We start from the raw sequence: 22576 nt of genomic DNA on the forward strand, positions 1-22576 counted from the left end.
TTAACCGCGGAGATGCGACAACGACGAGGAGTCGGTGCCGCCTGTATCCGACTCGTGATAATGGGCTTGGTTGTTTACTGAGCGGTGGGTGAGCCCGTGCGGTTCTGCGCAGTGCGCGCATGCGCCTGCGAAACCGTGTTCGTTGAGCCTGCCTGATTTTTGGTGCTCAAGCTGCAGGGTGATGTGTGAAATTCCGTGCGTGTGCGCCAGCAACGCCGCTAACTCGGCCCGGGTTTCATGGCAATCGCGGTCCTCATCCACGATCACGTGCGCTGAAAGTGCCGTTTGCCCTGACGTTATTTCCCAAACATGCAGGTCGTGAACTTCGACCACCGCGTCGCGTGCCGCCATCGCCTGGCCAATCTTTTCAGGCTCGAACCCGCGAGGCGCGGCCTCCAGGAGTACCAGGCTTGCAGCACGCACCAATCCCGTCCCGGCCTTCGCCATCAACACCACCACGACGAGCGTGGCGAGGGCGTCGGCGCGTGCGAACCCGGTGAACACAATCACCACGCCGGCGATTGCCGTTGCGATGAAAGCGAACAGGTCGTTGAGGATGTGCTGGAAAGCACCCTCGACGTTCAGGCTGGAGCGATTGGCGCGGCTGATCATCCACGTCGCGGTCACGTTCACCACGACCCCGATCAGTGCCGTCATCAGCACCAGCCTGCCGGTGACCGGCGGCGGGTCAATTAGTCGACGGGCCGCCTCATAGGCCAGCCAGCCCGCCAAAACTAGTAAAGTCAGGCCGTTGGCCAGCGCAGACAAGATTTCCGCCCGTCGCCAACCGTAGGTCATACGGCCCGCTGCCGGCCGTGCTGCCAACCCGATAGCCCACAGCGCCAAAGCGATTGAGGCCGCGTCGGTAAGCATGTGCGCCGCGTCCGAGATCAGTGCGAGGGATCGTGCAACGATTCCTACCGCCACTTCGCCGACCATGAATGCTGTGATCACCGCCAGGGCGCCGGCTAGCCACCGCCGGTCAGCATCGGTTGTGTGCCCGTGCCCGTGGGCGTGGCTGTGCCCGCTCATGGCCGCACCCTCGGCGGCCGGCTGGGGACTAAATCCCCGGCTAGACTTGCTCTGTCAGACGTTCCTGTTCGGTTTTCCATATGAGTTGCGCCTCTTTTCTTTCCTCGTGTTGACTACGCCGTGACGCACGGCTTAAGGCCTTTGTTCAGATGATCGCGGTTGCCTGACCGCTGTTCGCGATAGAGCGGATTGAGCGCAAGTGCTGCGGCGGCGCTAACAAAAAACAATGCAGCGCAGAGCATTTCGTGATGCCCGCGATGTACCGCTGTGCCGGAGATTGCCGCTGTCGCCCATTGCAGATCAGGGTTCTGATTGCGACGACGGTGCCATAGAACCGGTAAGGTGTTGCCCCCGAACGGTTACGGGTAAAAGTATTTGCAGCATGCAGTTCGAATGGGATCGCCGGGGCCGATCCTAGCGCAAGCAGCGCTGCGGAGACTGCGAGTGCTTCGACGTCCGGTGGCGAACTTGAGCTCCGATCGTCGGCCAGGATGATCAGCGGCAGATACGACACTGCCAGGATGGCTAGACCGGCGATCAAGCTACGCCAGCAACCCCATCTGTCGGACAACCATGGGGTGGTCCGCAACTGGCCGGCAACGACCACCACACCTGAAATCGCGAACACACCAGCGGCAAAACAGCATTGGGACCACGGCGTTAGCACCGACACCTGCACAGGCAGGACAAGATAGACCTGGAAAGTCACTAGATACAAACCCATCATCGCGGCCAAGAGCAGCAAAGACCCGTTGACCAGGATGATCCGCCAATCCTGCAAAACCGATGCGGATCTCGGCGCCTGCTCGCTCTGTTGAAGTAGCATTCGCACAACTCCTGCCGAATAGCTGCCGGTAGCCGCCAGGCACACCCGTACATCGATTCCACCGCGCTGGACGGGCAATTCAAAATCCAGGGATTGATCACCGACAACGTTGTCAAAGTTGGTGTACTGAACCGGAATCCATGCACCGTGATCGGTGGCCAACGCCTGCACGACCCGATCTTTGCGGGCTTGTTCCCATCCACCAACCGGGCGCGGTGCATCGACGAGGACAACGTCGGCGCAGTAGGCAGCAAGCATCCGCCCAATGATCGGTTCCATCATCCCGGTATCGATGACAACCGCTACCGGACCCACGCACACCTCGCCCGCTAGAACCAGTCCCAAACATAGGTTGCCGCCGGAAAACTCCGCGGTCCGAGCTTCGGGCAGCAACCCGCCGCGGTCGCGCGCCTTATCGACCAACTGCGTGGCAAGGACTTCCTTCATGCTGCCACCTGGGTTGAAGCACTCAAGCTTCGCCCAGAAACCACGGTTCCGCAATGCTCTGGGACGCCGAGATCCTGGGCACCGAAGCATGTCACACCAAGACACCAGCCGCCCATAGGTGGCAGGCCTGCGCCGCCAGCAGGAGCGCGCCCCGGTGGCGGTACGAGGTGGACTGCCCGCAAGATTATTGCCAGTGTGAACAACGTCAATCATCTGATCGTCACTTCCATCAACGCGCGACACGCGACAATTGGTAAGAAGCGTTCACCGGCCGGCGACGCGAAGCGCAACGGCCTGACGGCGACTGATCAGCGACGAGACAAGCAGAGCCGAGTCAACAGATCTCGACCGGCGCAACGCACTGCAAGCACAGTGGGCGGACCCCGCCCCGGCGCCGCCGCGGGATAAGCCGACCACCCCGCCCCCCCAACCGGGCTGACCGCGGCGCCGAAACTCGCCAACGCGGCCACAGACGGTGTCAAGGCGGCGGCCATGAACTGGTCGTCGTGGTGTGTCGACGAATCCCTTTCTGCGTGCGCATGGTCTGGGGGAAGCTGATCCCTGACCACTTGCGACGATTCAAGCGAAGTCAGCGCTTCACCGGCAACGATTTCCAGATCCGTTGAGTTAGTTCTACTTTCGTGGTGGTGTGCGCCACCGATTACCATCCACAACATCAACCACACTGTGGCTGCTACCGCGACCAAACGGGATCGCAGCATTGTCGGATCGGCAACGTCGATTCTCATAACAACCCCGAAGCTAGCACCGCACGGGAACGATGTCGTCGGCAAAAGCCTAGCTACGACAATATGTGCCCCACTTGTCACGACTCGTTCAGCGCTTGCTCACCACCAGCTCACTTAACGAACCAGATCGAGCGTTAACCCGCGCCGGTTTGGCTGCTTTGCATGACCGCGGTTCGGTTGCGTCAACGGTCCGTCAATTTGAACCGCCCCGAGTTCGATGCACACCTTCTTTCGAGGGAAGGTTGTTCGCATCATGCCGAAGAAGTACGACGAGGAGTTCAAGGCCCGGGCGGTGCGGTTGGTCAGCGACCATGCCGAGGAGTACGCCACCCGTACGGCCTGCCTGACCGCGGTCGCCAAGCGTTTGGGGGTGTCGTATGAATCGTTACGACGCTGGATCAACCAGGCCGAGGTCGACACCGGGGTCCGCGACGGGGCGCCCACCGATACCGTGCGCGAGTTGCGTGAGCTCAAACGCAAGAACCGCGAACTTGAGGAAACCATCGAAATCCTCAAGGCGGCAACAAGTTTCTTCGTGCGGGAGAGCGACCCGCGACACCGTTGATCTGTGCGTTCATCGCCGAGCATCGTGCTCGGTTCGGGGTCGCTCCGATCTGCCGCGTGCTCACTGAGCACGGCTGCGTGATCGCCCCGAGAACCTTCTATGCCTGGCTGGCCCGCCCACCGTCGGCGCGGGCCCTGTGGGACACCGTCATTACCGAGGTGCTGGCCGGCTACTACGAACCCGACGAGCACGGCCGGCGCAAACCGGAGTCCTTGTACGGGGCCACGAAAATGTGGGCTCACTTGCAACGCCAGGGCATCACCGTGGCCCGCTGCACCGTGGAACGACTGATGCGCGTCAACGGCTGGCGCGGGGTCACCCGGCGCAAAAAGGTCCGCACCACCGTGGCCGACCCGGCCGCGACCCGGGCGGCGGATCTGGTCAAACGCCAGTTCCGGGTGCGCGCCCCCAACGTGCTGCTCGTCGCGGATTTCACCTACGTGCGCCTGGCCACCGGGGTGTTCGTCTACACCGCGTTCGCCATTGATGCCTACGCCGGGCGGATCGTGGGCTGGACCTGCTCGGCAAGCAAGGAAGACCGGTTCGTGCGTCAGGCGATCAGGCATGCGGCGCAACTGCGGTTCAATGAAGGCAATCCATTGATGGGCAACACTATTCACCATTCGGACGCAGGGTCGCAATATACGTCGGTGCGGTTCGGGGAAACCTTGACCCTGTCCGGGCTGGTGGCCTCAATCGGCACTGTCGGGGACGCCTTCGACAACGCTCTGGCCGAAACAACGATAGGGCTGTACAAGACCGAAGCCGTCCGGGCGGATTCGCCCTTCCGGCGCGGCCCCCTGCAGCGCCTGACCGACGTGGAACTGCTCACCGCCGACTGGGTGCACTGGTACAACACCAGCCGGCTCATGCACCGCCTGGGCCGCATCCCACCGACCGAGTACGAGACGATCTACTACGCTACGAACACAGCCCAATCAGAGGCTGCACACCCATAACCGCGTGTGCATCGAACTCGGGGCGGTTCAATTCGTACTTCTCGCCTTCGGGCGCCACACGGCAATAGATGGCCGACGATATGGCGCGGTCATAGCGGCGCCCCCGGTGTCGCCATCAATGTCCAGTGCGCCGAACCGCCGCAAGATCCTCACCAGCTCACCCAGCATCGGCGCCAGCCACATGCCAGCCGGCATGTCCAGCACGGCCTAGTAAAGGCCCGGTGCAAACGCTGGCGTTCACCCACCGTCAATCCCATCGTCTGGGCCTGCTGCGCCGCACCGGTTTCGCCGCTTCAACACGCCACTTCGCGGGCAGCATTTCTCTTTGGGACAACGAAGGGGGCAGGCGGGCATTGTTGGTGAGTCAACGCGCCGGGTTGACTGGTGCCGCCTTGAGTGCCAAGATAACGTTCGCATAAACCTCGGTAGGTGAGGCGTCTGCACGGACATAGGCCACTGACCTCGAACGTCGAGAGACGCCCCGGGTCAGGACAGCTCTTCCCGGCTTAAGGGTTGAGCCCAAGTGGCTTCCGGCTCAGCCGGATACGCCGTGTGGTGCCAAAGCTGTGACGAGAGGGGTGCCGCGCCCGGCTGAATCGCCGGGTTGCCTCATCCCCGGTGTGCGACTGTTGGCACCCCCGTGTGCCCTGGCCGTGAGGAGGTGAGAGCGAGATGAGTCGCGGTGATAGTCCCTATCCGAGTCCGATGAGCATTTCGTTCGGATCCGGCCCCGGCACCATTTCCACTATCTGAATCGGCTTGCGCCGCTTCGGTTCGCACTCGCCCGCGTCCCGCTTCGTGGACGTGCGTCTTTTTGGCGTGCTCTGACACGACCACAGCCGCAGCTTCAGTCTGCATTCCCCTTGAGGAGAAGTCCGATGTCTTTTGTGACCGCACAGCCAGAAATACTGGCGACGACAGCCAATGATTTGCGCAATATCGGCTCAGGGCTCGCCGCCCAGAACGCGGCCGCATCTACGCCTACGACAGGCGTGATTCCTGCAGCGGCCGACGAGGTTTCGGCGCTGACCGCGACCCAGTTCGTTGCGCACGCGCAGCTGTATCAAGCGGTGAGCGCACAAGCCGCAGCAGTTTGTGACCTGTTCGTGCGGACCTTAGCGGCCAGTGCCGTTTCGTACGCCGCCACCGAGGCCCTCAACACAATCGCGGCCGGCTAAAGGAAGTGTGTCCAATGACTGTCATGATCGATTTCGGCGCGTTGCCGCCGGAAATCAATTCCGCAAGAATGTATTCCGGCGCGGGCTCAGCGCCGATGCTTAGCGCCGCCGCGGCCTGGGACACGCTGGCCGCTGAATTGCGTTCGGCGGCAACCTCCTACAGCTCGACGATCTCGAGATTGAGCAGCGAAGGCTGGCGCGGCCCGGCGTCGATATCGATGGCGGCCGCCGCAGCACCTCTCGTCGCCTGGATGAACACGACTGGGATGCAGGCTGAACAAACCGCTACCCAGGCCACCGCAGCCGCGGGTGCCTATGAGACCGCGTACTCGATGACGGTGCCCCCACCGGTAATCGCGGCCAACCGTAGCCTTTTGAGCGCGTTGGTCGCCACCAACGTCTTGGGGCAGAACACGCCGGCGATCGCGACCACCGAGGCGCACTACGGCGAAATGTGGGCCCAGGACGCTGCCGCAATGTACGGCTACGCCGCCGCTTCGGCGGCCGCCTCGACGGTGACGCCATTCACCGCGCCACAACAGACAACCAATGCGGCGGGGCTGGACGGGCAGGCCGCGACGGTCAGCCAGGCCACTGCTACGTCGGCAGGCACGAGCACGCAGACGGCACTGTCACAGCTGACCTCCACGGTACCCACAAAGTTGCAGAGCCTCGCTTCACCCGCGTCGTCTTCGTCGTCGACGTCGGGACTTTCGGAAATCCTCGGCCAACTGACTGGCTCTGGTGGGTCTGGGAATTCACAGCTCAACGACTTCTGGAACCAGTGGGGGCCCAACGCGAACATCTGGAACACCATCTTCTCGTCCGGGTTTTACACGCCCAGTAACACATTGGGTGCCTTCACGAGTTTGTTGGGCGCCGGCGCAGCCGGGGGCGCCGCGGGAAACGCCATCGGAGAAGCTGTCACAACCGGCCCCCTCGGAGGCCTATTGGGTCTGACGAGCCTGGGACCCGGCGGCGCCGCATCCGCGGCCCTTGGACGGGCCGCGTCGATCGGCCCGCTATCGGTGCCCGCGAGCTGGACCGCCCTAACCCCACCCCCTAGCTCTCTTGCCTCAGGGCTGGGCGGCACGCCCCTCACCGCGGCTCCGGCAGGTGTGATGCCCATGATGCCCGGCATGCCGATGGCGAACACGGCCGGAAGCCACATAGGCAGTGCTCCCAAATACGGGCTCCGGCTCACCGTAATGGCCCGCTCACCCATCGCCGGATAGCAGATACGGGGATCGGCTGCGAGCCTCAGTTCGACGGCCCCAACCGCATAAGCAGTTCGGCCACGATTCACCGCTTATGTGGCACTCGATGATTTCTAGATAAGGAGACATTCAGATGACTACGCGTTTTACGACCGACCCGCACGAGATGCGCTCGATGGCAGGGCGTTTCGAAGTGCACGCCCGAACCGTGGAGGACGAGGCCCGCAAGATACTGGCGTCCTCGCAAAACATCGCCGGCGACGGCTGGAGCGGTAGCGCTCAAGCCACCTCCTACAACACCGTGAGCCAGATGAACACCGCCTTTCGCAATATCGTCACCATGCTGCACGGGGTGCGCGACAACCTGATTCGTGACGCCAGCAACTACGAGGACCAAGAACAGGCCTCCCAGCAGATCCTGGGCAACTAACTGCTTTGCACCCGTGAGGAGAACACCGATGACGATCAACTACCAGTTCGGCGACGTCGACGCCCACGGTGCGCTGATCCGCACCCAAGCCGCCACCCTAGAGGCTGAGCATCAGGCCATCATTCGCGATGTGCTTGCCGCCGGCGACTTCTGGGGCGGCGCGGGCTCACTGGCCTGCCAGGAGTTCATCACCCAATTGGGCCGCAACTTCCAGGTGATCTACGAGCAGGCCAACGCTCACGGCTCCAAAGTACAAACGGCCGGTTCCCACATGGCCAGCACCGACAGCGCCGTGGGCTCCAGCTGGGCCTAACCGCCTAACCCCAAGCGCGGCAGCCGTATTGCCGCTCCCGTGCTACCACCACCCACCACTGATCCACATGTTGCGCCAAGGAGAGATCCATGAACAAACCGGCGACCGAGACCCGACGACCGCTCCGCCTGCTCGGACTGCTGAAGACACCCGGCGGCCAAGTTGCCCGCCCTCCCACGAGGTCGCCGCGTTGCGCGCCCGGATCCGTGCCGACGACGCCGACGACGCGGCCTTCATTTTGCGCCAGTCCCACCCGGCGCCGTGTTCTGGAATTGATGCCCGCACCCCAGCGCTCCCACGGTGATCGCCCTTGTTGGGATTCAAACCCGCACAGCGCAGGCCGTTTGATGAACCTCGACATTGTCTCCTGCGAAACATGGGCGTCTGCAGCTGCACGTCCTCCACGAGCGCGGGCGGCTGGCCGGCGTGGTGTCAGTGATCGCACTTTGCAATCGAACCTTGCGGATGCGGTTGCGACACTGATGGATTCGAATCCCATCTTGGTGACTCCCGATGCCGATCTGATCGATGCCGCGGTATTGATAGCCGACTACAACTTACACACCATTTCGGTCGTCGATGACGAGGGTCAGGCGCTGGGGGTGGTGACCGTCGATGCCGTGCTCAGGCCACCATTCCCGACGACTGGCGCTAGCGAGCGCCCGGGCCACGCCTGGTTCGCGAAGACCTGACCTCGATGAGCAGCGAAGAAGGAGACTGGCTATGACACTCTTGGACCGCCCCACTTCCGACACAGTGTTGGCGGCGCCGCACGGCACCGCGGTGCTGGACAGCGCACACGTCGGCGACATCGAAGGTGCGCTGGGCCGAATCGGCCTCGGCGACAACGCCCGTCCGCGTAGCCTGAAAATCCGCCTAGCCACCATGCTGGCGATCATCGGGCCCGGCTTGATCGTGATGGTCGGCGACAACGACGCCGGAGGCGTCTCGACCTACGTGCAGGCCGGACAGAACTACGGCTACAGCCTGCTGTGGGTGCTGGTGTTGTTGATCCCGGTGCTGATTGTTAACCAGGAGATGGTGGTCCGGCTCGGTGCGGTCACCGGGGTCGGACACGCGCGGTTGATCAATGAGCGGTTCGGCCGCGGCTGGGGCTGGTTTTCCGTGGGTGACCTGTTCCTGCTGAACTTTCTGACCCTGGTCACCGAATTCATTGGCATCACCCTGGCGGCCGACTACATCGGCATCCCCCGATATGTGGTCGTCCCGCTGGCCGCGATCGCGCTGATCACCATCATGGCCACCGGCAGCTTCCAGCGCTGGGAACGCGCGATGCTCGCGTTCATCGCGATCACGCTGCTGCAAATCCCAATGTTGTTGATGTCCCATCCAGATGCGGGGCGCGCCGCGAAATCGTTTGTCATCCCGGGCATGCGTGGCGGAGTCACCTCGGACGCGGTGCTGTTGATCATCGCGATGGTCGGCACCACGGTGGCCCCGTGGCAGCTGTTCTTTCAGCAGTCCAACATTGTCGACAAGCGCATCACGCCGCGTTTCATCGGCTACGAGCGCGCCGACACCACACTGGGTGCCTTCGTCGTGGTGATCGGTGCGGCGGCGTTGATCATGACCGGCGACTGGGCCGCGCGGGCCACCAACAGCCGTGGGCGCTTCGCCGACGCCGGCACGGTTGCGCACCTGCTCGGCCAAATCAACACCACCCTCGGGTCGGTGTTCGCGATCGTGTTGCTCGACGCCTCCATCATTGGGGCGGCTGCGGTGACCCTGGCCAGCAGCTATGCCTTCGGGGATGTACTCGGGCTCAAGCATTCCCTGCACCGTGGCTTCGGTGACGCCAAGCCATTCTACCTGTCCTACACCGGGATGGTCGTGATCGCCGCAGCGATCGTGCTAATCCCCGGGGCGCCGTTGGGGTTGATCACGACCGGCGTGCAAGCGCTGGCCGGGTTGCTGCTGCCCAGCGCGACTGTCTTTTTGGTGCTGTTGTGCAACGACCGGGAAGTCTTAGGCCCCTGGGTGAACCGGCCGTGGCTCAACGTAGCGTCAGGGCTCATCGTCAGTGTGCTGTTGCTACTTTCGGGAATACTCATGGCCACGACCGTATTCCCCCGCCTCGACATCGTCTCACTCGCCGCCGACCTCACCGTCGGTATCGCCCTATGCTCCGCAACCGTTTTCGGTGTGCTGCGGTGGTATGGCCGCCACCGCCCGAAACACAATGGCCTGACCAGCCCCCCCCTTGACCTGGCCACAGCCCAACGGGCCACCTGGCGAATGCCGCCGTTGACCTCGTTGAAACCGGTGTCCTGGTCGGCCGGAACTCGGCTAGGCATGCTGGCCTTGCGTGGCTACCTCGTAGTCGGGGCGATTTTGCTCGTGGCCAAAGCCATCCAACTCGGTAGCACCTGACGACGACCGTGCGCGTCGGACGCAGCAGCTCACTTAGTGGCCTCGCCAGCGCGAGTGAGCTTCACCCAAACGCCCCCCCACGCACTTGTAACCGCAGCTTCACCGAGCAGACCTGCTTGCGAACTCTGTCGCCGCGCAACCAGGTCTGGGCAACAAAACCTTCACGCGCGTCGGCTGAGCGGGCTCGATCGAACAGCTGTCGGTGCCGTCCAAGCTGGACCGCGAGCGCCCCGCCAATGAACGCGCAGGCTTGAGCGGTGGGAAACATCTGAAGATTCCTCGCCGGCGGGTCGCGATCGATGGCATTGCTGGGATGCCGCTTAGACATCCTGGGGCCGGCCCATCGGGGTCCGTCAGATTACGGTGTAAGCGGCATCTTCGGTTAGGTGTTTCACTTTCCGGCATGCGGTCGGCGAAGCAGATCGCGAAGGCGTTCACTGCCAATCTTGAACGCATGTCCATCGCTTCTGTCCTGTCCCGGTCAGGTGCAGTGACCGCGTGATTAAGTAGAGGTATTCGAGTGCAGCCTGATTGGTCGGGAAGCGGGAAGTGTCCGCGGACACGGATGGCCCAGCCGCGCTCAAAAAGCGGCGCGGTGTCCGTGGGCCACTCGAACAGCGTTGCGCTGAACTGGATCTCGGCGCAAATGGTTGGGACGTCGTCGCGTTATCCGGCAAACGGGGGGCGCGCCATCACCGTCGGGCGGATCCCGTAGCGCGGACCGGTGCCGCCCGAACTTCCGCCGACGCCCGCCAGCGGCATTCCGCCCAGCAGGTTTCCGGGCCCTGACGTGTCGGGCGTGGTGATGAAGCGGCTGACCGGGATCGATGATGCCCCCGAAGGGACCGCCGGGGTCGCGGCAGACCAGGTGGGCGGTACGGACAGCCCACCGACCGGTGCAGCAGAAGCCAAACTTGCCGATATGGCGCCGCCACCACCGGCCACGCCGCGCAGCGACGCGCCAACGGTGGGCAGGGCCGCGGCGGCCTTGGCGCCGTCGCTGGCGGCTTTGGCGGCGGGTGCTAGTGCCTTGCCGAGTGATTGAAAGTGCGTTGTCATGCCGGTAGCGCGATACATCATCGCGAGGGTGTTCTGGGTGGGGCTGGCGTATTGCGACCACAAGCTCACAAACTCGTTCTGTTTCAACGCATCCGAGATCGGTGTTGTGGATGCGGTTGATGAACTAGGTGATGCGAGGCTTTGCAGTGCAGAGGGCGTGGAGGATAACAGTTGCGTCTGCGCGTCCGTGCCGGCCGAGGTGCCGGCGGCTCGGGTGACCGCGGCGGCCTGCATGGCCTGTCCGGCGGGGTTGGTGGTTTGGGCCGGCTCGGTGAACGGCGTCACTTCGGCAGTTGGTGCGGTTTGGGCCGCGTAGCCGTACATCGCGGCGGCGTCTTGCGCCCACATTTCACCGTATTGGGCCTCGAGTTGGGTGATCAGCGGAATGTTTTGGCCGAGGACATTGGTGGAAATCGCCTGGGTGAGCAGGGTGCGGTTCGTTTCGATCAGTGGTGGGGGCACCGTGGCGGCGAACGCGGTCTCGTACGCCCCCGCGGCGGCTCTGGCTGATGTGGCGGCCTGTTCGGCTTGCGCCGCGCTGGTACGCATCCACGTCACATAAGGTTGGGCCGCCTCGGCCATTTGGGCTGATGCCGGGCCCATCCACCCTTCGCTGGTCAGTTGTGTGATGACGGTGTCGTAGGCGGTGGCTGCAGAGTCCAGCTCGGCGGCCAGCATGTTCCAGGCCCATGCCGCGGCCATCATCGATGCCGAACCGGGGCCGGAATACATGCGCGCAGAATTGAATTCGGGGGGTAGCGCTCCGAAATCCAGCACTTGTCACCCTCCTTAGCTGGCCGCGGCGGCGTTGATGGCTTCGGTGGCCGCATAGGAACCGGCGCCGAAGTGCAGCATTCTCACGAAGCTGTCGTGAATCATCGTGGCCTGGGCGCAGACGTTCTGATACATCTGGGCGTGCGTGGCGAACTGGGCCGCGATCAGCACTGAGACCTCATCGGTCGCCGCGGGAACCACGCCCATCGTCGGCGCCGATGCCGCCGCATTCTGTGCGGCCAGCGCCGCGCCGATAGTTGCCAGGTTCTGGGCTGCGGCGGATAACGCTTCGGGTTGGGTGGTCACGAACGACACGGTGATTTCTCTCCTCGCTGGTTCCGGTCAACGGTGTGGAAGGGCCGCTAAAGCCGCTCCTCCGCGAGGTTAAGTGCTGCGCGCGCAATAGTGTATGTCCAAAGACAAATGTTCATCGTCAGCTAGATTCAGTTCATAGCTGTGAACTGTGACGTACATATATGTTCTTAGAATCGCATATGTGTACAAACGTCCACGCTTGAGGGGTAGCCACCGCGGCCGCGGAACGGCATCGCGTTCGTGACTCCACGGCCGACGGTGTCGGCGGCGCTGGACGGTACTCGCGCACCAGTATCTGACCACGGTTTCGGGCGGCGTTGGGGTGCGTGCGACCGCCGTCGACAAGACGAAGGGACCCATTAGTGGACTACGGGGCGCTTCCGCCGGAGATCAACTCCGGGCGGATGTACGTCGGCGCGGGTTCGGGGCCAATGCTGGCCGCGGCCGCAGCCTGGGACGGGTTGGCCATCGATCTGTACACCACGGCAGCCTCCTACAGTTCGTTGATCGCCGAACTCACCGCCGTGTGGAGGGGTCCGGCCTCGGCGACGATGGCCAACGCCTCGGCCCCGTACACGGCGTGGCTGACCGCGACCGCCGCACAGGCTGAGCAGACGGCCATCCAGGCGAAGGCCGCCGCGGGCGCCTACGAGGCGGCGTTCGCGATGACGGTTCCGCCACCGGTGATCGCGGCCAACCGCGCGCAACTGATGATGCTGATCGCGACGAACTTCTTCGGCCAAAACCTGCCGGCGATTGCTGCCACCGAAGCCCACTACGCCGAAATGTGGGCCCAGGACGCGGCCGCGATGTATGGCTACGCCGCGGCGTCAGCCGGCGCCTCAACGTTGACCACCTTCGACCGGCCGCCATCCACCACCAACCCGGCGGGGCAGGCCGGTCAAGCCACCGCGGTCGCCAACGCGGCCGAAACAAGCGCGCAATCCAGCGCGTCCACCTCGGGGCTGGCAAACCCAACATCGGCCTCCAGCGCAGTACTGAATGCATCGGCTGCGTCATCGGAATCATCCAAACCGGTGGCCTGGAAAGACTGGGTAAAAATGTATACCAGCGACCTTGGCATCCTATATTACCAACTGGGCGACTATGACCACTTTATGAAGCTCTGGCTAGGTGGGAGGCCGGCCGCCGCCAGCAAAGGAACTCAGGCCGCGGCGGCCGTGCCTCGTCTGGGTGGAACCCTGGGCGGAACCCTGGGCGGTGGCCCGACGTCCTCTGCCTCGCCCGTCTCGGCGGGTCTGGGCAGGGCGGCCACGGTGGGTCACTTGTCGGTGCCGCAGAGTTGGGCCGCCGCGGCACCGGCGACAAGCGCGGAAACAGCGCCCCCGGCGGTCAGCACCGTCAGCGCCGGCTCCGAGGCCAAGGGAAGCGGGTTGCTCCGCGGCATGCCGCTGACGGGCACGGGCCGGGCGGCTGGCGGCAAGATTGTCGGGCAGCGGTACGGGTTCCGCCCGATGGTGGTGGCTCGGCACGTCGTCGGCGGATAGACGCTTAGGGTCCGCGGCGCGGCGAACGCGCGGCGTGGGCCTACTTGCCGGACGTGAACCAGGCGACCTTCGCCTGCCAAGACCGGGCAGATCCATACGCGAAGCCAATGGCGCTCAGACAGGCGCACAACCAGACGGACAAGGCGATATCGGTGCCCGCCCAAGCGGTGCCGATTTGAATCACGCTCGCCGCCACCCCGAATCCCGCCGAGATCAGATAGAGGTCGACGGTCGTCGTTGAGCGGGGATCCGTCCGCAGGATCAGCAGCACTCGCCCGGCGTAGGAGAGCAGGTAGATCATCAGGGCACCCAGGACCAGCCAATAGGCCAGCAACCAGAAGTCGGCGGGGGCCGCGAAAAAGTCAAGATGATGGCCTTCGTCGGCGATGACGAACAGCGCCACCAGCAACGGAACCCCAATCCGTAGCGGGCGCGTCACGTGCTTGCGCAACAGCTCGCTCTCGTGGGTTTCGTCGACCAGGCGGATGAGTCCGTGGCGGATGATCGCCGTCACCGCGAAGATCCAGCAGATGTGGCCGAGCAGATGTTGTACGTTCCACAGCCCGAAGATGCGGTGCAGGAGCGGTCCGAGCGCGGCCGCGGCCCACTGCGACATCAGCAGCACCGCGCAGCCATGCAATGCGATGTTGCGGGTAGCGCCGGCCTCCCACCTCGAGCGCCAGGTGTCGCGCCGGATCCACAGGCTGCACAGCAGGGCGGCCAAGGTGGCGACGATGAGTGCGGTTTTGATCATTCAAACGGTCCCGGCAGTCCCGCTCAGACCGGCGGACTGTTGGGATCGGGACGAAGATCACGCAGCCTGGGCGGGCCGGCCTGGGACTCCACATACTCGGTGACCGAGTCGGGGTCGATCAAGCCGAAGCGGACTTGCAGGTCAACCGGATTCAACCCCAAATACTTGGCCGCCCTGATCAAGTTGTCCGCGGTAATCAACCTGCCTTCGCGAGCCGCCTTATAGTACGCGGACTTGCGGTAGCCGAACGCTTCGTAGACCTCGGTAGCCGCCAAAGGCCGACCGACCAGGTACGGCAGCACCACCGCCGGGTCCTTCGCACTGTCGTCCACAATTATGGACGATAGCGCCGTTCGACCGACCCCGCAAAAGAAGCGCGAGCCATTAATCGAACAGCGTCGCGCAACCGTGGATCTTTTCCAGGTCCAGCAGGGCGCGTTTGCGCTGCAGGCCGCCGCCGTAGCCCGTGAGGCTGCCGTTCGCGCCGATCACCCGGTGGCACGGCACGACGATCGCGATCGGGTTATGCCCATTGGCCAATCCCACCGCGCGCGCGGACCCCGCAGCGCCGATCTGCTCGGCGATGCGTCCGTACGACCTCGTCTCCCCTGTCGGGGGTGCGGCACTCGATATGCGACCTCGACGGCGGCCAATGGTTTACCGGAAGCTCAAGAATGACCCAAAGATATTGGATGGCCTAGGAACACCACGGGCGCCAACGGGCGGAGCGTTCGACGAAATCCACTGGGACTGGTTGAGTCGGCCTGGGGCGCGGTGCCGGTGTTGCCATCGGTCCGTTTCCCCAGGCCGCTCTCCGAACCCGCCGTGCGTGTTTCCACGCAGCGGGCTCTCCACGGCATCTGCCGTCAGGCGGGGTGTGCCACCGTCCAGGGGTTGGGGATCGTGTTGCCCCGGTAGCGGTACCGCGTGATGGGTACCGAGGCCAGGTTGAACAGTTCGATCCCGTCCGCCGAGGGTCTGGTCCACCGGCCATGCAGACCGGTGTGATGTCGGCGGATGTCTCTTCCATTCCAGCGGTGCAGCTTTCGGAACCATCGAATCACCCTGTGCCACACGAAGTTTTCCAGGGAGCTCATGGTGTGTTTAGCCACTGCATGCCGGAAGTAAGCCGACCAGCCGCGCATGATCTGGTTGAGCCGGATCAGCACGACCCTGGGTGGTTGCTGCGACAACCTGCTCGTCAGGGCACGTACCTTGTCCTTCAACGACCGGACGGGCCGGTCGGCGATGAAGGTGTAGACGTACCACTTGGTCGTTCCACGCTTGCGGCGCCACTGGATGTGGAACCCAAGGAAGTCTAACCCGTCACCCATGTGCACGATCCGGGTCTTGGCCTCGGAAAGCCGCAACCCCAGCGGAATCAGCACCTTGGCGATGTCTTCGCGCAAGGCTTCGACGTCGGCCTGGTTGCCGTGCACGAGGACGACGAAATCATCTGCATAGCGGACGATTCGCCAATTCGGCAGGTCCTTGGCGCGACGTCGGGCGCGTCGGCGAGGAGTGCTCATGATCCCGCCAGGCATCCACGGCCCGTGCACGTGCTCATCGAGCGCGCCCAAGGCGATGTTGGCCAACAGCGGGGACAAGATGCCTCCCTGCGGCGTGCCGGTGAAGCTGGCCTCACGGATGCCGAGTTCGGTCATCACCCCGGCCTTGAGGAACGCCTTCACCAGCGCGAGCACGCGCTTGTCCTTGACCCGTGCGCGCACCCGATCCATCAGGGCCGAGTGCTCGATCGAGTCGAAACACGCTTCGATATCCGCGTCCAGCACCCAGCGATAACCCTTGGTGCCGAAACGTTGAATCTCCGCGACCGCGTCGTGCGCTCGCCGCATCGGCCGAAACCCGTAAGAGACCGGCACGAAGTCGGCCTCGAAAATAGGTTCCAGCACCAGCTTGAGCGCCGCCTGAACCACCCGGTCGGCGACGGTGGGAATACCCAGCCGCCGCACCTTTCCGCTCCCACCGGGCTTGGGGATGATGCGTTCCCGTACCGGTAGCGGGCGGAACGAACCCGATTTCAACTGGGCTCGCAGGTCGATCAGGAAGCCGGCCACACCGACGGTGTCCTCCATCGTCACGACGGTCATGCCGTCCACGCCAGGAGTCTTCGCGCCGGTGTTGCCTGCGACCCGGTCAAACGCCACCAGCAGCGTCGCCGAGTCGCACACGAAGTTGAACAGATCATCGAACCTGCGGCCGGGATCGGCCGCTGCCCAATGGTGAAGCTTGGTCTGCATCCCCGATACCCGCGACCAAGGCCCCAGCGGGGCATCCTGATCGAGAGCGCCGGTATTCACTGGCGCATCTTCCGGCATTGCAGTGTCCTTCCCTTCTCGATAACCGCTGCCGCCCTTCCCCATGTGCCGGGCTTTCCCCGGCTCGAAGTACTACGGCGGCTCCGCCCCGTCCTGGACTGATCGGCTGTCGATGCGCCCAGCCGACGCCCCAAGACTGGATGCCCGGAACACCGGCGAGACCAGAACGGTTCCCGTGTTCACTGTGATTCGCTCGATGAAGGAGGAGCCCGACTCGGTCCCTGCGGCATCACCACGACTACCCCGCAGCACTTCACCGTGGTCTCCGGGTCGGTCGTTGAAGCCGACCCAGGAGTTCCCAACAACACGCTAAACATGTTGGGACGCACCGCTCTCGGCCCACATCCACCAGGTTCGAGCCGATCCAGCCTTGAGAGACGTAAACGCCGGTTCCTCTCGTACTCCTTTCCATCTCGCTCGCCGGACCCGCACCATCTGGCAGTGCTGACACGTTCCGACTTTGTCGGGGCCGCTTGCCACCCTCACCGGCATCACCCGGATCGGGCTGCCCCCAGCTTCACCGCCCTGCTGCGACAGGATCGGCAGAGGAGGTCTCACACCCCCTCTCGAATACACAGCGCCTCACGGCGCACTCAATGTATGGGCTCAGGACATTTTTGACGTTTTGCCGTCAGGAGATGCTTGACGATTTTGGGGGATGGCTCCTGCGCCGCTGACGTGAAACCGGGTGATGGGTTTGAGGTTTCGTCGGGGACGGACGGCGATCTCTTCCTCGCCGTGCAGTATGCGCAAGTGGGTGTCCTCGATGACGACGGTGACGATCTTGCCGCGGTGACGGGGACCGAGCTTGATGTTTTGGCCAGCGACCATGATCCGGCCGCTGTCGTGGACCTTGCGTTGAGCACGCAGCGATCCCGCGGGCATCGGTGGGGGTGGCAGCGGCGTGGCCGGTGGACGTGCGCCGCTCAGACGGCCCAGCTGCCCGGTGTCTATGGGGCAGGGCCAGGTGCCGACGAGGGCGTTGTCGATCACGGCGTGCATCAAGTGTCCGTCGAGGCGCAGCGTGACGCGCCGTCCGGCCCAGGCGAACCCGATTAGGTGGGTGGTGCCGGCGATCGAGACGGTGCCGTCTTTGGTGACGGTGCGTTCGATCTCCACCGCATCACCGGGCCGGATCACCGCGGTGCCGTTGGCGCGGCGTAACGCGGGGCGCTCGGGTTCGGGGCCGGCCGGCCGGGCCCCGCGCATCGCCATGTATCGCAGATCATCGGGAATGAGTCGAGAGCGCACCGTGCGCAGGACCTCGCCGTCGAGGCTGACGTGAATGCTGCGCAGATCGGCCCACACGTGCAGGGTTCGTCCGGCCAGGCTCTTATGCACGGCGACCGACTGGCGCCCGGAGCGGATCGTGACCTCTCCGCTGGGCGGGACCCGCACGTCGAACTCGAGGGCAGTGCCCGCAGCGGGCGGCAGCGGGGGTGGCTCGATCACATCGATCACCAGCGCCGCCGGGGCCGCAACCCCGGGAGCAGTGGACTGCTCGGCGTCGAGGCGAGTCGGGCCGTTGGGTCGAAACAAGCTGGCCGGCACCGCCATATCCAGCGCTTGATGCGGGCGCTGATGGTTATAGGCGGCGATCCAACCGTCGATCGCTTGCTGGGCGGCAACGATCGATTCGAACGGCGCCACGTGATCGAGGAACTCGGTGCGCAGCGTCTTGTGGAATCGTTCGATCTTGCCGGTCGTGGTCGGTGAGCGGGGCTTGGTCAGCCGCTGTTTGATGCCGTTGTCGCGGCAGATCTTCTCAAAGATCACCTCAACCGGCAGCGGCTTGATGAACCGCCCAGTGAACTGACCACCGTTATCGGTCAACACTTCGGCGGGCACCCCGTAGCGGCGCATCGCCGCGGTGAAAGCCTCAGCCACCTCCCGCGCGGACGGAGTGGCCAACACAGTGGCCACCACGACGAACCGGGAATGGTCATCGACGCCGGTCAATAGTTTGCACTCGCGCCCATCGGCCAACGGCACCCCGCCGACGATGTCGAGCTGCCACAGATGCATCGGCGCTTCGCGTTGCCAGCTCTTGTATTTGCGTTTGTGCTGCTGGGCTTGGGGATCGACCAGGCCATTGCGCACCAACACCCGATGCACCGTTGCCCGCGACGGCACTCGCTCCAGACCCTGACGTCCCAGTTCATGGCTGATCCGGCGAGCCCCCCAGCGCGGATGCTGCCGACGCATCTGACAGATCAGGGCCTCGACATCAGCGCACAACATGCTCGGGCTGGAATGCGGCCGACGAGACCGATCAGCCAGCCCATCCATGCCCTCCTGTTTAAACCGCGCCCGCCACGAGTCCAGCGACTGGCGCGTCGTGCCGTAGCGCAACGCGACCTCACCGATCGGCGAGCCACCCAGCACCTCGCACACCGCCCGATACCGGTACTCCACCAACCCCTGCTGATCCACAACCCCGCCCACCCCGACACCAACAAAGCCGGACCGAACAAGATCACGAATAAGGCCGAAACGTCAAGCGTCTCTTGAGAACAGACCGTCAAAGATCTCTTGAAACCAAACACCGACAGGGACTCGCCAAAACTGCCAACTAACCTGAGTCCTGCGGGTAAGACAAAACCGCGCACCTGCTCGTTGTCAATCGTCGAGTTCTGGCCCATTCCGGCAAGTGGCGAGCGGCGTGGTCGCCGTCGCAGGATCAACCGCACCTGCTCGCCGCCCTGGACCAGGTGACCCGTGAACTCGGCGGCGTGACCCGAGTCTGGAGATTCGACCGAATGGCCACCCTCTGCGACCCCGGAAACGGCCGAGTCACGGCCGCATTCGCCCGGGCGGCCAAACACTACGGGGAGCCGTGGCGTTCGGCCCGACGCGCCTTAGTCATCAGACGGCCCCTCCGGCCCGACACGCTGTGGCCGATGGCCGTTTACACCTCATTATTGCAATCCCGGACCTAGGGAACACGATCCGGGTACGTCCCCCCTGATGATGTTCGCCAAAGGTCGATTCATAGTGATATTGCGATGTATCTATGTTACGGTCGAATGAGTAGTAGATGAAATGCGCCCGACAGGGCCGAACACGAGGAGGAAGTTGATGTTTCCGCATGCGCTAGCGGCGAAGGCGGCCGCTACGGTGTTCACGGGATTGGTGGGCGTGAGTGCCTATGAGCTGTTGCGTAAGGCGGCTGGTGGGGCGCCGGTGCGTCGGGCGACGGTCGCGGCCGCGGAGTTGAGTTTGCGAGGGACGCGTCGCGCAGAAGTGGTAGCGGAGTCGGCTCGGCTGAAGGCGGCTGACGTGGTCGCCGAGGCGCGTGAACGCATCGGCGAAGAGGCTTCCCCACCGGCTGCGGCCGCGGTCCACGACCACGACCACTGATCGCTGTTATGACTGTTGTCGAGGACACCGCCGTAGAAGTCCTCTCCGATGCGGCGGGGCGGATGAGATTGCATGTTCCGTGGGTTCGTTCGGATTCCCGTCGTGCGGTGGCCGTCGAAGACAAGGTGGACAAGCAGACCGGGGTGCGCGCGGTGCACGCCTATCCCCACACCGGATCGGTCGTGGTGTGGTATTCACCCAAGCGTTGCGATCGCTCGGCGATCATGGCGGCCATTGCGGCGGCCAAAGACGTTGCAGCTGAGCTGATTCCCGCGCGTACGCCGCGCTCGGCGGACGTCCGCAACACTGAGGTACTGCGCATCGCGATCGGCGGGGCGGCGCTGGTGTTGTTGGGTGTGCGCCGCTACGGTTTCCGCCGCCCGCCGCTGCTGGGCCCCAAGGGTCAGTTGGTGGCCACCGGCGCGACGGTGTTCATGGGCTATCCGTTCTTCCGCGGGGCGCTACGCTCGCTTCGTTCTGGCCGCGCCGGCACCGACACGCTGGTGACGGTGGCCACGGTGGCCAGCATGGTGTTGCGGGAGAACGTGGTCGCACTGACCGTGCTGTGGCTACTCAATATCGGCGAGTACCTGCAGGACCTGACGCTGCGCCGCACCCGGCGGGCCATCGCCGACCTGTTGCGCGGCACCGCGGACACCGCCTGGATCAGGGCCAATGATGGCAGCGAAGTCCAAGTCCCCATCGATACCTTGCAAATCGGCGACGAGGTCGTCATTCACGATCACGTGGCGATCCCGGTGGACGGCGAGGTGCTCGACGGCGAAGCGGTGGTCGACCAGTCGGCGATCACCGGAGAGACGTTGCCGGTCGGCATGGTCGTCGGCTCCCGTGTACACGCCGGATCGGTGGTGGTACGCGGACGCCTGGTGGTGCGCGCGGCCGCGGTGGGCAGCGAAACCACGATCGGGCGCATCATTTCCCGCGTCGAAGAGGCCCAACACGACCGGGCACCGATTCAAACCGTCGGTGAGAACTTCTCGCGCCGATTTGTCCCGATCTCGTTCATCGTGTCCGCGGCAACTCTGCTGCTGACCGGCGACATCCGGCGCGCGATGACCATGCTGTTGATCGCGTGCCCATGCGCGGTGGGATTGTCGACCCCGACCGCGATCAGCGCCGCGATCGGCAACGGGGCGCGCCGCGGCATCCTGATCAAGGGCGGGTCACACCTCGAACAAGCCGGGCGAGTGAACGCCATCGTGTTCGACAAAACCGGGACGCTGACCGTTGGGCGCCCCGTCGTGACGAATGTTGTTGCCTTCCAGAAGGACTGGCAACCCGAAGAGGTCCTGGCCTACGCGGCCAGCTCAGAGATCCACTCACGTCATCCGCTCGCCGAAGCGGTGATCCGCTCGACCACCGAACGCCACATCACGATCCCGCCGCACGAACAGTGCGAAGTGCTGGTCGGCCTGGGCATGCGCACCTGGGCTGATGGCCGCGTTTTGCTGCTGGGTAGCCCCTCGCTGCTGCGTGCCGAAAAAGTCCGCGTGTCCAAGAAGGCAACCGAGTGGGTCAACAAACTGCGCCGCCAGGCCGAGACCCCGCTGCTGCTTGCCGTGGACGGCACGCTGGTCGGGCTGATTAGCCTGCGCGACGAAATCCGCCCCGAGGCCGCCGACGTGCTGAACAAGTTGCGCAGCAAGGGCATTCGGCGCATCGTGATGCTGACTGGTGATCATCCGGATACCGCCGAGGTGGTGGCCGGCGAACTCGGTATCGACGAGTGGCGCGCCGAGGTGCTACCCGAAGACAAGCTTCAGGCGGTGCGCCAACTTCAAGACGAAGGTTACGTCGTCGCGATGATCGGTGACGGCGTCAATGACGCGCCGGCACTGGCGACCGCCGATATCGGGATCGCCATGGGGCTGGCCGGCACCGACGTCGCCGTGGAAACCGCCGATATCGCACTGGCCAACGACAACCTGCAGCGCCTGCTTGACGTACCCGATCTGGGTGCACGAGCCGTCGCGGTGATCCGGCAGAACTACGGCATGTCCATCGCCGTCAACTCCGTCGGTCTGCTCATGGGCGCCGGAGGGGCCCTATCGCCGGTGCTCGCCGCGATCCTGCACAACGCATCCTCGGTCGCGGTGGTCACCAACAGCTCTCGACTCATCCGCTACCGCCTGATGAACGGTCAAACCGCGACCGCGAACGAACACTCAACGGGGGCGCCTGTCGGCACCACCCGTCAGCAAGCCGCGGTGTCGTCCCCGGTCGCCAATTGATTGCCCATGCTGTCGCGCCTCCCCGCAGCGCCATCCTTAAAGGGCGCGTGTCTGGGCTCACGGGCCTCCCGTTCGAGTGGGCCGCTTAACGCCTGAGGCCGAGGAGCG

General features: G+C 64.3%; 20 protein-coding genes, 3 pseudogenes and 1 riboswitch. Of the genes and pseudogenes, 12 read left to right on the top strand and 11 right to left on the bottom strand.

All coding sequences use genetic code 11. The features are described 5' to 3' along the window. The 3 genes from AC0KTM_RS15330 to lpqS form a co-directional block, all read right to left on the bottom strand. Positions 1 to 1032: a cation diffusion facilitator family transporter gene (locus tag AC0KTM_RS15330; protein ID WP_008260705.1), complete on the bottom strand. Its 1032-nt coding sequence runs from the start codon at positions 1030 to 1032 to the stop codon at positions 1 to 3. A 145-nt stretch (positions 1033 to 1177) separates the two neighbouring features. Then, a complete protein-coding gene (locus AC0KTM_RS15335) occupies positions 1178 to 2305 on the bottom strand; it encodes a pyridoxal-phosphate dependent enzyme (protein ID WP_008260707.1) in 1128 nt (375 codons plus the stop codon). Positions 2306 to 2613: 308 nt separating this feature from the next. Beyond that, positions 2614 to 3054, bottom strand: a complete 441-nt coding sequence (gene lpqS / locus AC0KTM_RS15340; protein ID WP_457602220.1) for a putative copper homeostasis (lipo)protein LpqS — start codon at positions 3052 to 3054, stop codon at positions 2614 to 2616. 253 nt (positions 3055 to 3307) lie between these two features. Here lpqS and AC0KTM_RS15345 point away from each other — a divergent pair. The 8 genes from AC0KTM_RS15345 (at position 3308) to AC0KTM_RS15380 (ending at position 10107) form a co-directional block, all read left to right on the top strand. Next, positions 3308 to 4578, top strand: a protein-coding gene (locus tag AC0KTM_RS15345) for an IS3 family transposase (RefSeq protein ID WP_085978347.1) whose coding sequence is annotated in 2 segments (ribosomal slippage) — positions 3308 to 3581 and positions 3581 to 4578 — 1272 coding nt in all. Because the reading frame shifts where the segments join, the coding sequence is not laid out codon by codon here. Between the two features lie 221 nt (positions 4579 to 4799). After that, positions 4800 to 4997, top strand: coding sequence for a hypothetical protein (locus AC0KTM_RS15350; RefSeq protein ID WP_145929538.1), 198 nt, complete (start codon positions 4800 to 4802; stop codon positions 4995 to 4997). After that, positions 4993 to 5163: riboswitch (M-box (ykoK) riboswitch) on the top strand. It overlaps the preceding gene by 5 nt. A gap of 293 nt (positions 5164 to 5456) precedes the next feature. Then, entirely contained in the window at positions 5457 to 5756 is a 300-nt protein-coding gene (locus AC0KTM_RS15355) for a PE family protein (RefSeq protein WP_036429503.1), read from the top strand. Between the two features lie 14 nt (positions 5757 to 5770). Further along, a complete protein-coding gene (locus AC0KTM_RS15360; protein ID WP_008260714.1) occupies positions 5771 to 6991 on the top strand; it encodes a PPE family protein in 1221 nt (406 codons plus the stop codon). A gap of 115 nt (positions 6992 to 7106) precedes the next feature. Further along, positions 7107 to 7403, top strand: coding sequence for a WXG100 family type VII secretion target (locus AC0KTM_RS15365; protein WP_008260715.1), 297 nt, complete (start codon positions 7107 to 7109; stop codon positions 7401 to 7403). A gap of 28 nt (positions 7404 to 7431) precedes the next feature. Next, on the top strand, positions 7432 to 7716 hold the full coding sequence (locus tag AC0KTM_RS15370) for a WXG100 family type VII secretion target (RefSeq protein WP_008260719.1): 285 nt from the start codon (positions 7432 to 7434) through the stop codon (positions 7714 to 7716). 347 nt (positions 7717 to 8063) lie between these two features. Next, the gene (locus AC0KTM_RS15375; RefSeq protein WP_225325986.1) at positions 8064 to 8408 is read left to right on the top strand and encodes a CBS domain-containing protein; all 345 of its coding nucleotides are present in this window, start codon (positions 8064 to 8066) and stop codon (positions 8406 to 8408) included. A gap of 31 nt (positions 8409 to 8439) precedes the next feature. Next, positions 8440 to 10107 carry an NRAMP family divalent metal transporter gene (locus AC0KTM_RS15380; protein ID WP_008260722.1) on the top strand — a complete coding sequence of 556 codons (1668 nt, stop codon included), beginning with the start codon at positions 8440 to 8442 and terminating at the stop codon, positions 10105 to 10107. 387 nt (positions 10108 to 10494) lie between these two features. Here AC0KTM_RS15380 and AC0KTM_RS15385 read toward each other — a convergent pair. From AC0KTM_RS15385 to AC0KTM_RS15395, 3 genes and pseudogenes are all read right to left on the bottom strand, one after another. Further along, positions 10495 to 10649: pseudogene (locus AC0KTM_RS15385) on the bottom strand (IS256 family transposase); the annotation flags it as partial. 124 nt (positions 10650 to 10773) lie between these two features. After that, positions 10774 to 11943, bottom strand: coding sequence for a PPE family protein (locus AC0KTM_RS15390; RefSeq protein WP_008260723.1), 1170 nt, complete (start codon positions 11941 to 11943; stop codon positions 10774 to 10776). Between the two features lie 12 nt (positions 11944 to 11955). Continuing rightward, the gene (locus AC0KTM_RS15395; RefSeq protein WP_008260731.1) at positions 11956 to 12255 is read right to left on the bottom strand and encodes a PE family protein; all 300 of its coding nucleotides are present in this window, start codon (positions 12253 to 12255) and stop codon (positions 11956 to 11958) included. Between the two features lie 362 nt (positions 12256 to 12617). On the opposite strand from AC0KTM_RS15395, the gene AC0KTM_RS15400 reads away from it, so the two are divergent. Beyond that, the gene (locus tag AC0KTM_RS15400) at positions 12618 to 13763 is read left to right on the top strand and encodes a PPE family protein (protein WP_472416057.1); all 1146 of its coding nucleotides are present in this window, start codon (positions 12618 to 12620) and stop codon (positions 13761 to 13763) included. A gap of 40 nt (positions 13764 to 13803) precedes the next feature. Here the strand turns inward: AC0KTM_RS15400 and AC0KTM_RS15405 are convergent, their stop codons facing one another. The 5 genes and pseudogenes from AC0KTM_RS15405 to AC0KTM_RS15425 form a co-directional block, all read right to left on the bottom strand. After that, positions 13804 to 14517: a hypothetical protein gene (locus AC0KTM_RS15405; protein ID WP_008260734.1), complete on the bottom strand. Its 714-nt coding sequence runs from the start codon at positions 14515 to 14517 to the stop codon at positions 13804 to 13806. A 23-nt stretch (positions 14518 to 14540) separates the two neighbouring features. Next, a complete protein-coding gene (locus AC0KTM_RS15410) occupies positions 14541 to 14849 on the bottom strand; it encodes a hypothetical protein (protein ID WP_008260736.1) in 309 nt (102 codons plus the stop codon). A gap of 52 nt (positions 14850 to 14901) precedes the next feature. Beyond that, positions 14902 to 15132, bottom strand: a pseudogene (locus AC0KTM_RS15415) (methylated-DNA--[protein]-cysteine S-methyltransferase); the annotation flags it as partial. 251 nt (positions 15133 to 15383) lie between these two features. Beyond that, positions 15384 to 16901, bottom strand: a complete 1518-nt coding sequence (gene ltrA, locus AC0KTM_RS15420; RefSeq protein WP_306454289.1) for a group II intron reverse transcriptase/maturase — start codon at positions 16899 to 16901, stop codon at positions 15384 to 15386. 561 nt (positions 16902 to 17462) lie between these two features. Beyond that, positions 17463 to 19289 (bottom strand): IS481 family transposase, encoded by a 1827-nt coding sequence (locus tag AC0KTM_RS15425; protein ID WP_014942895.1) that lies wholly within the window; start codon positions 19287 to 19289, stop codon positions 17463 to 17465. Positions 19290 to 19453: 164 nt separating this feature from the next. Here AC0KTM_RS15425 and AC0KTM_RS15430 point away from each other — a divergent pair. The 3 genes and pseudogenes from AC0KTM_RS15430 to ctpC all read left to right on the top strand — a co-directional run. Continuing rightward, positions 19454 to 19720, top strand: a pseudogene (locus AC0KTM_RS15430) (IS21 family transposase); the annotation flags it as partial. Positions 19721 to 19934: 214 nt separating this feature from the next. Continuing rightward, positions 19935 to 20216, top strand: coding sequence for a DUF1490 family protein (locus AC0KTM_RS15435; protein WP_008257367.1), 282 nt, complete (start codon positions 19935 to 19937; stop codon positions 20214 to 20216). 8 nt (positions 20217 to 20224) lie between these two features. Further along, complete coding sequence (ctpC, locus tag AC0KTM_RS15440) at positions 20225 to 22468, top strand: manganese-exporting P-type ATPase CtpC (protein ID WP_014942896.1); 2244 nt, start codon at positions 20225 to 20227, stop codon at positions 22466 to 22468. The last annotated feature ends 108 nt before the right edge of the window (positions 22469 to 22576 follow it).

Source organism: Mycobacterium sp. NTMscope_Eco_3 (assembly GCF_976985685.1).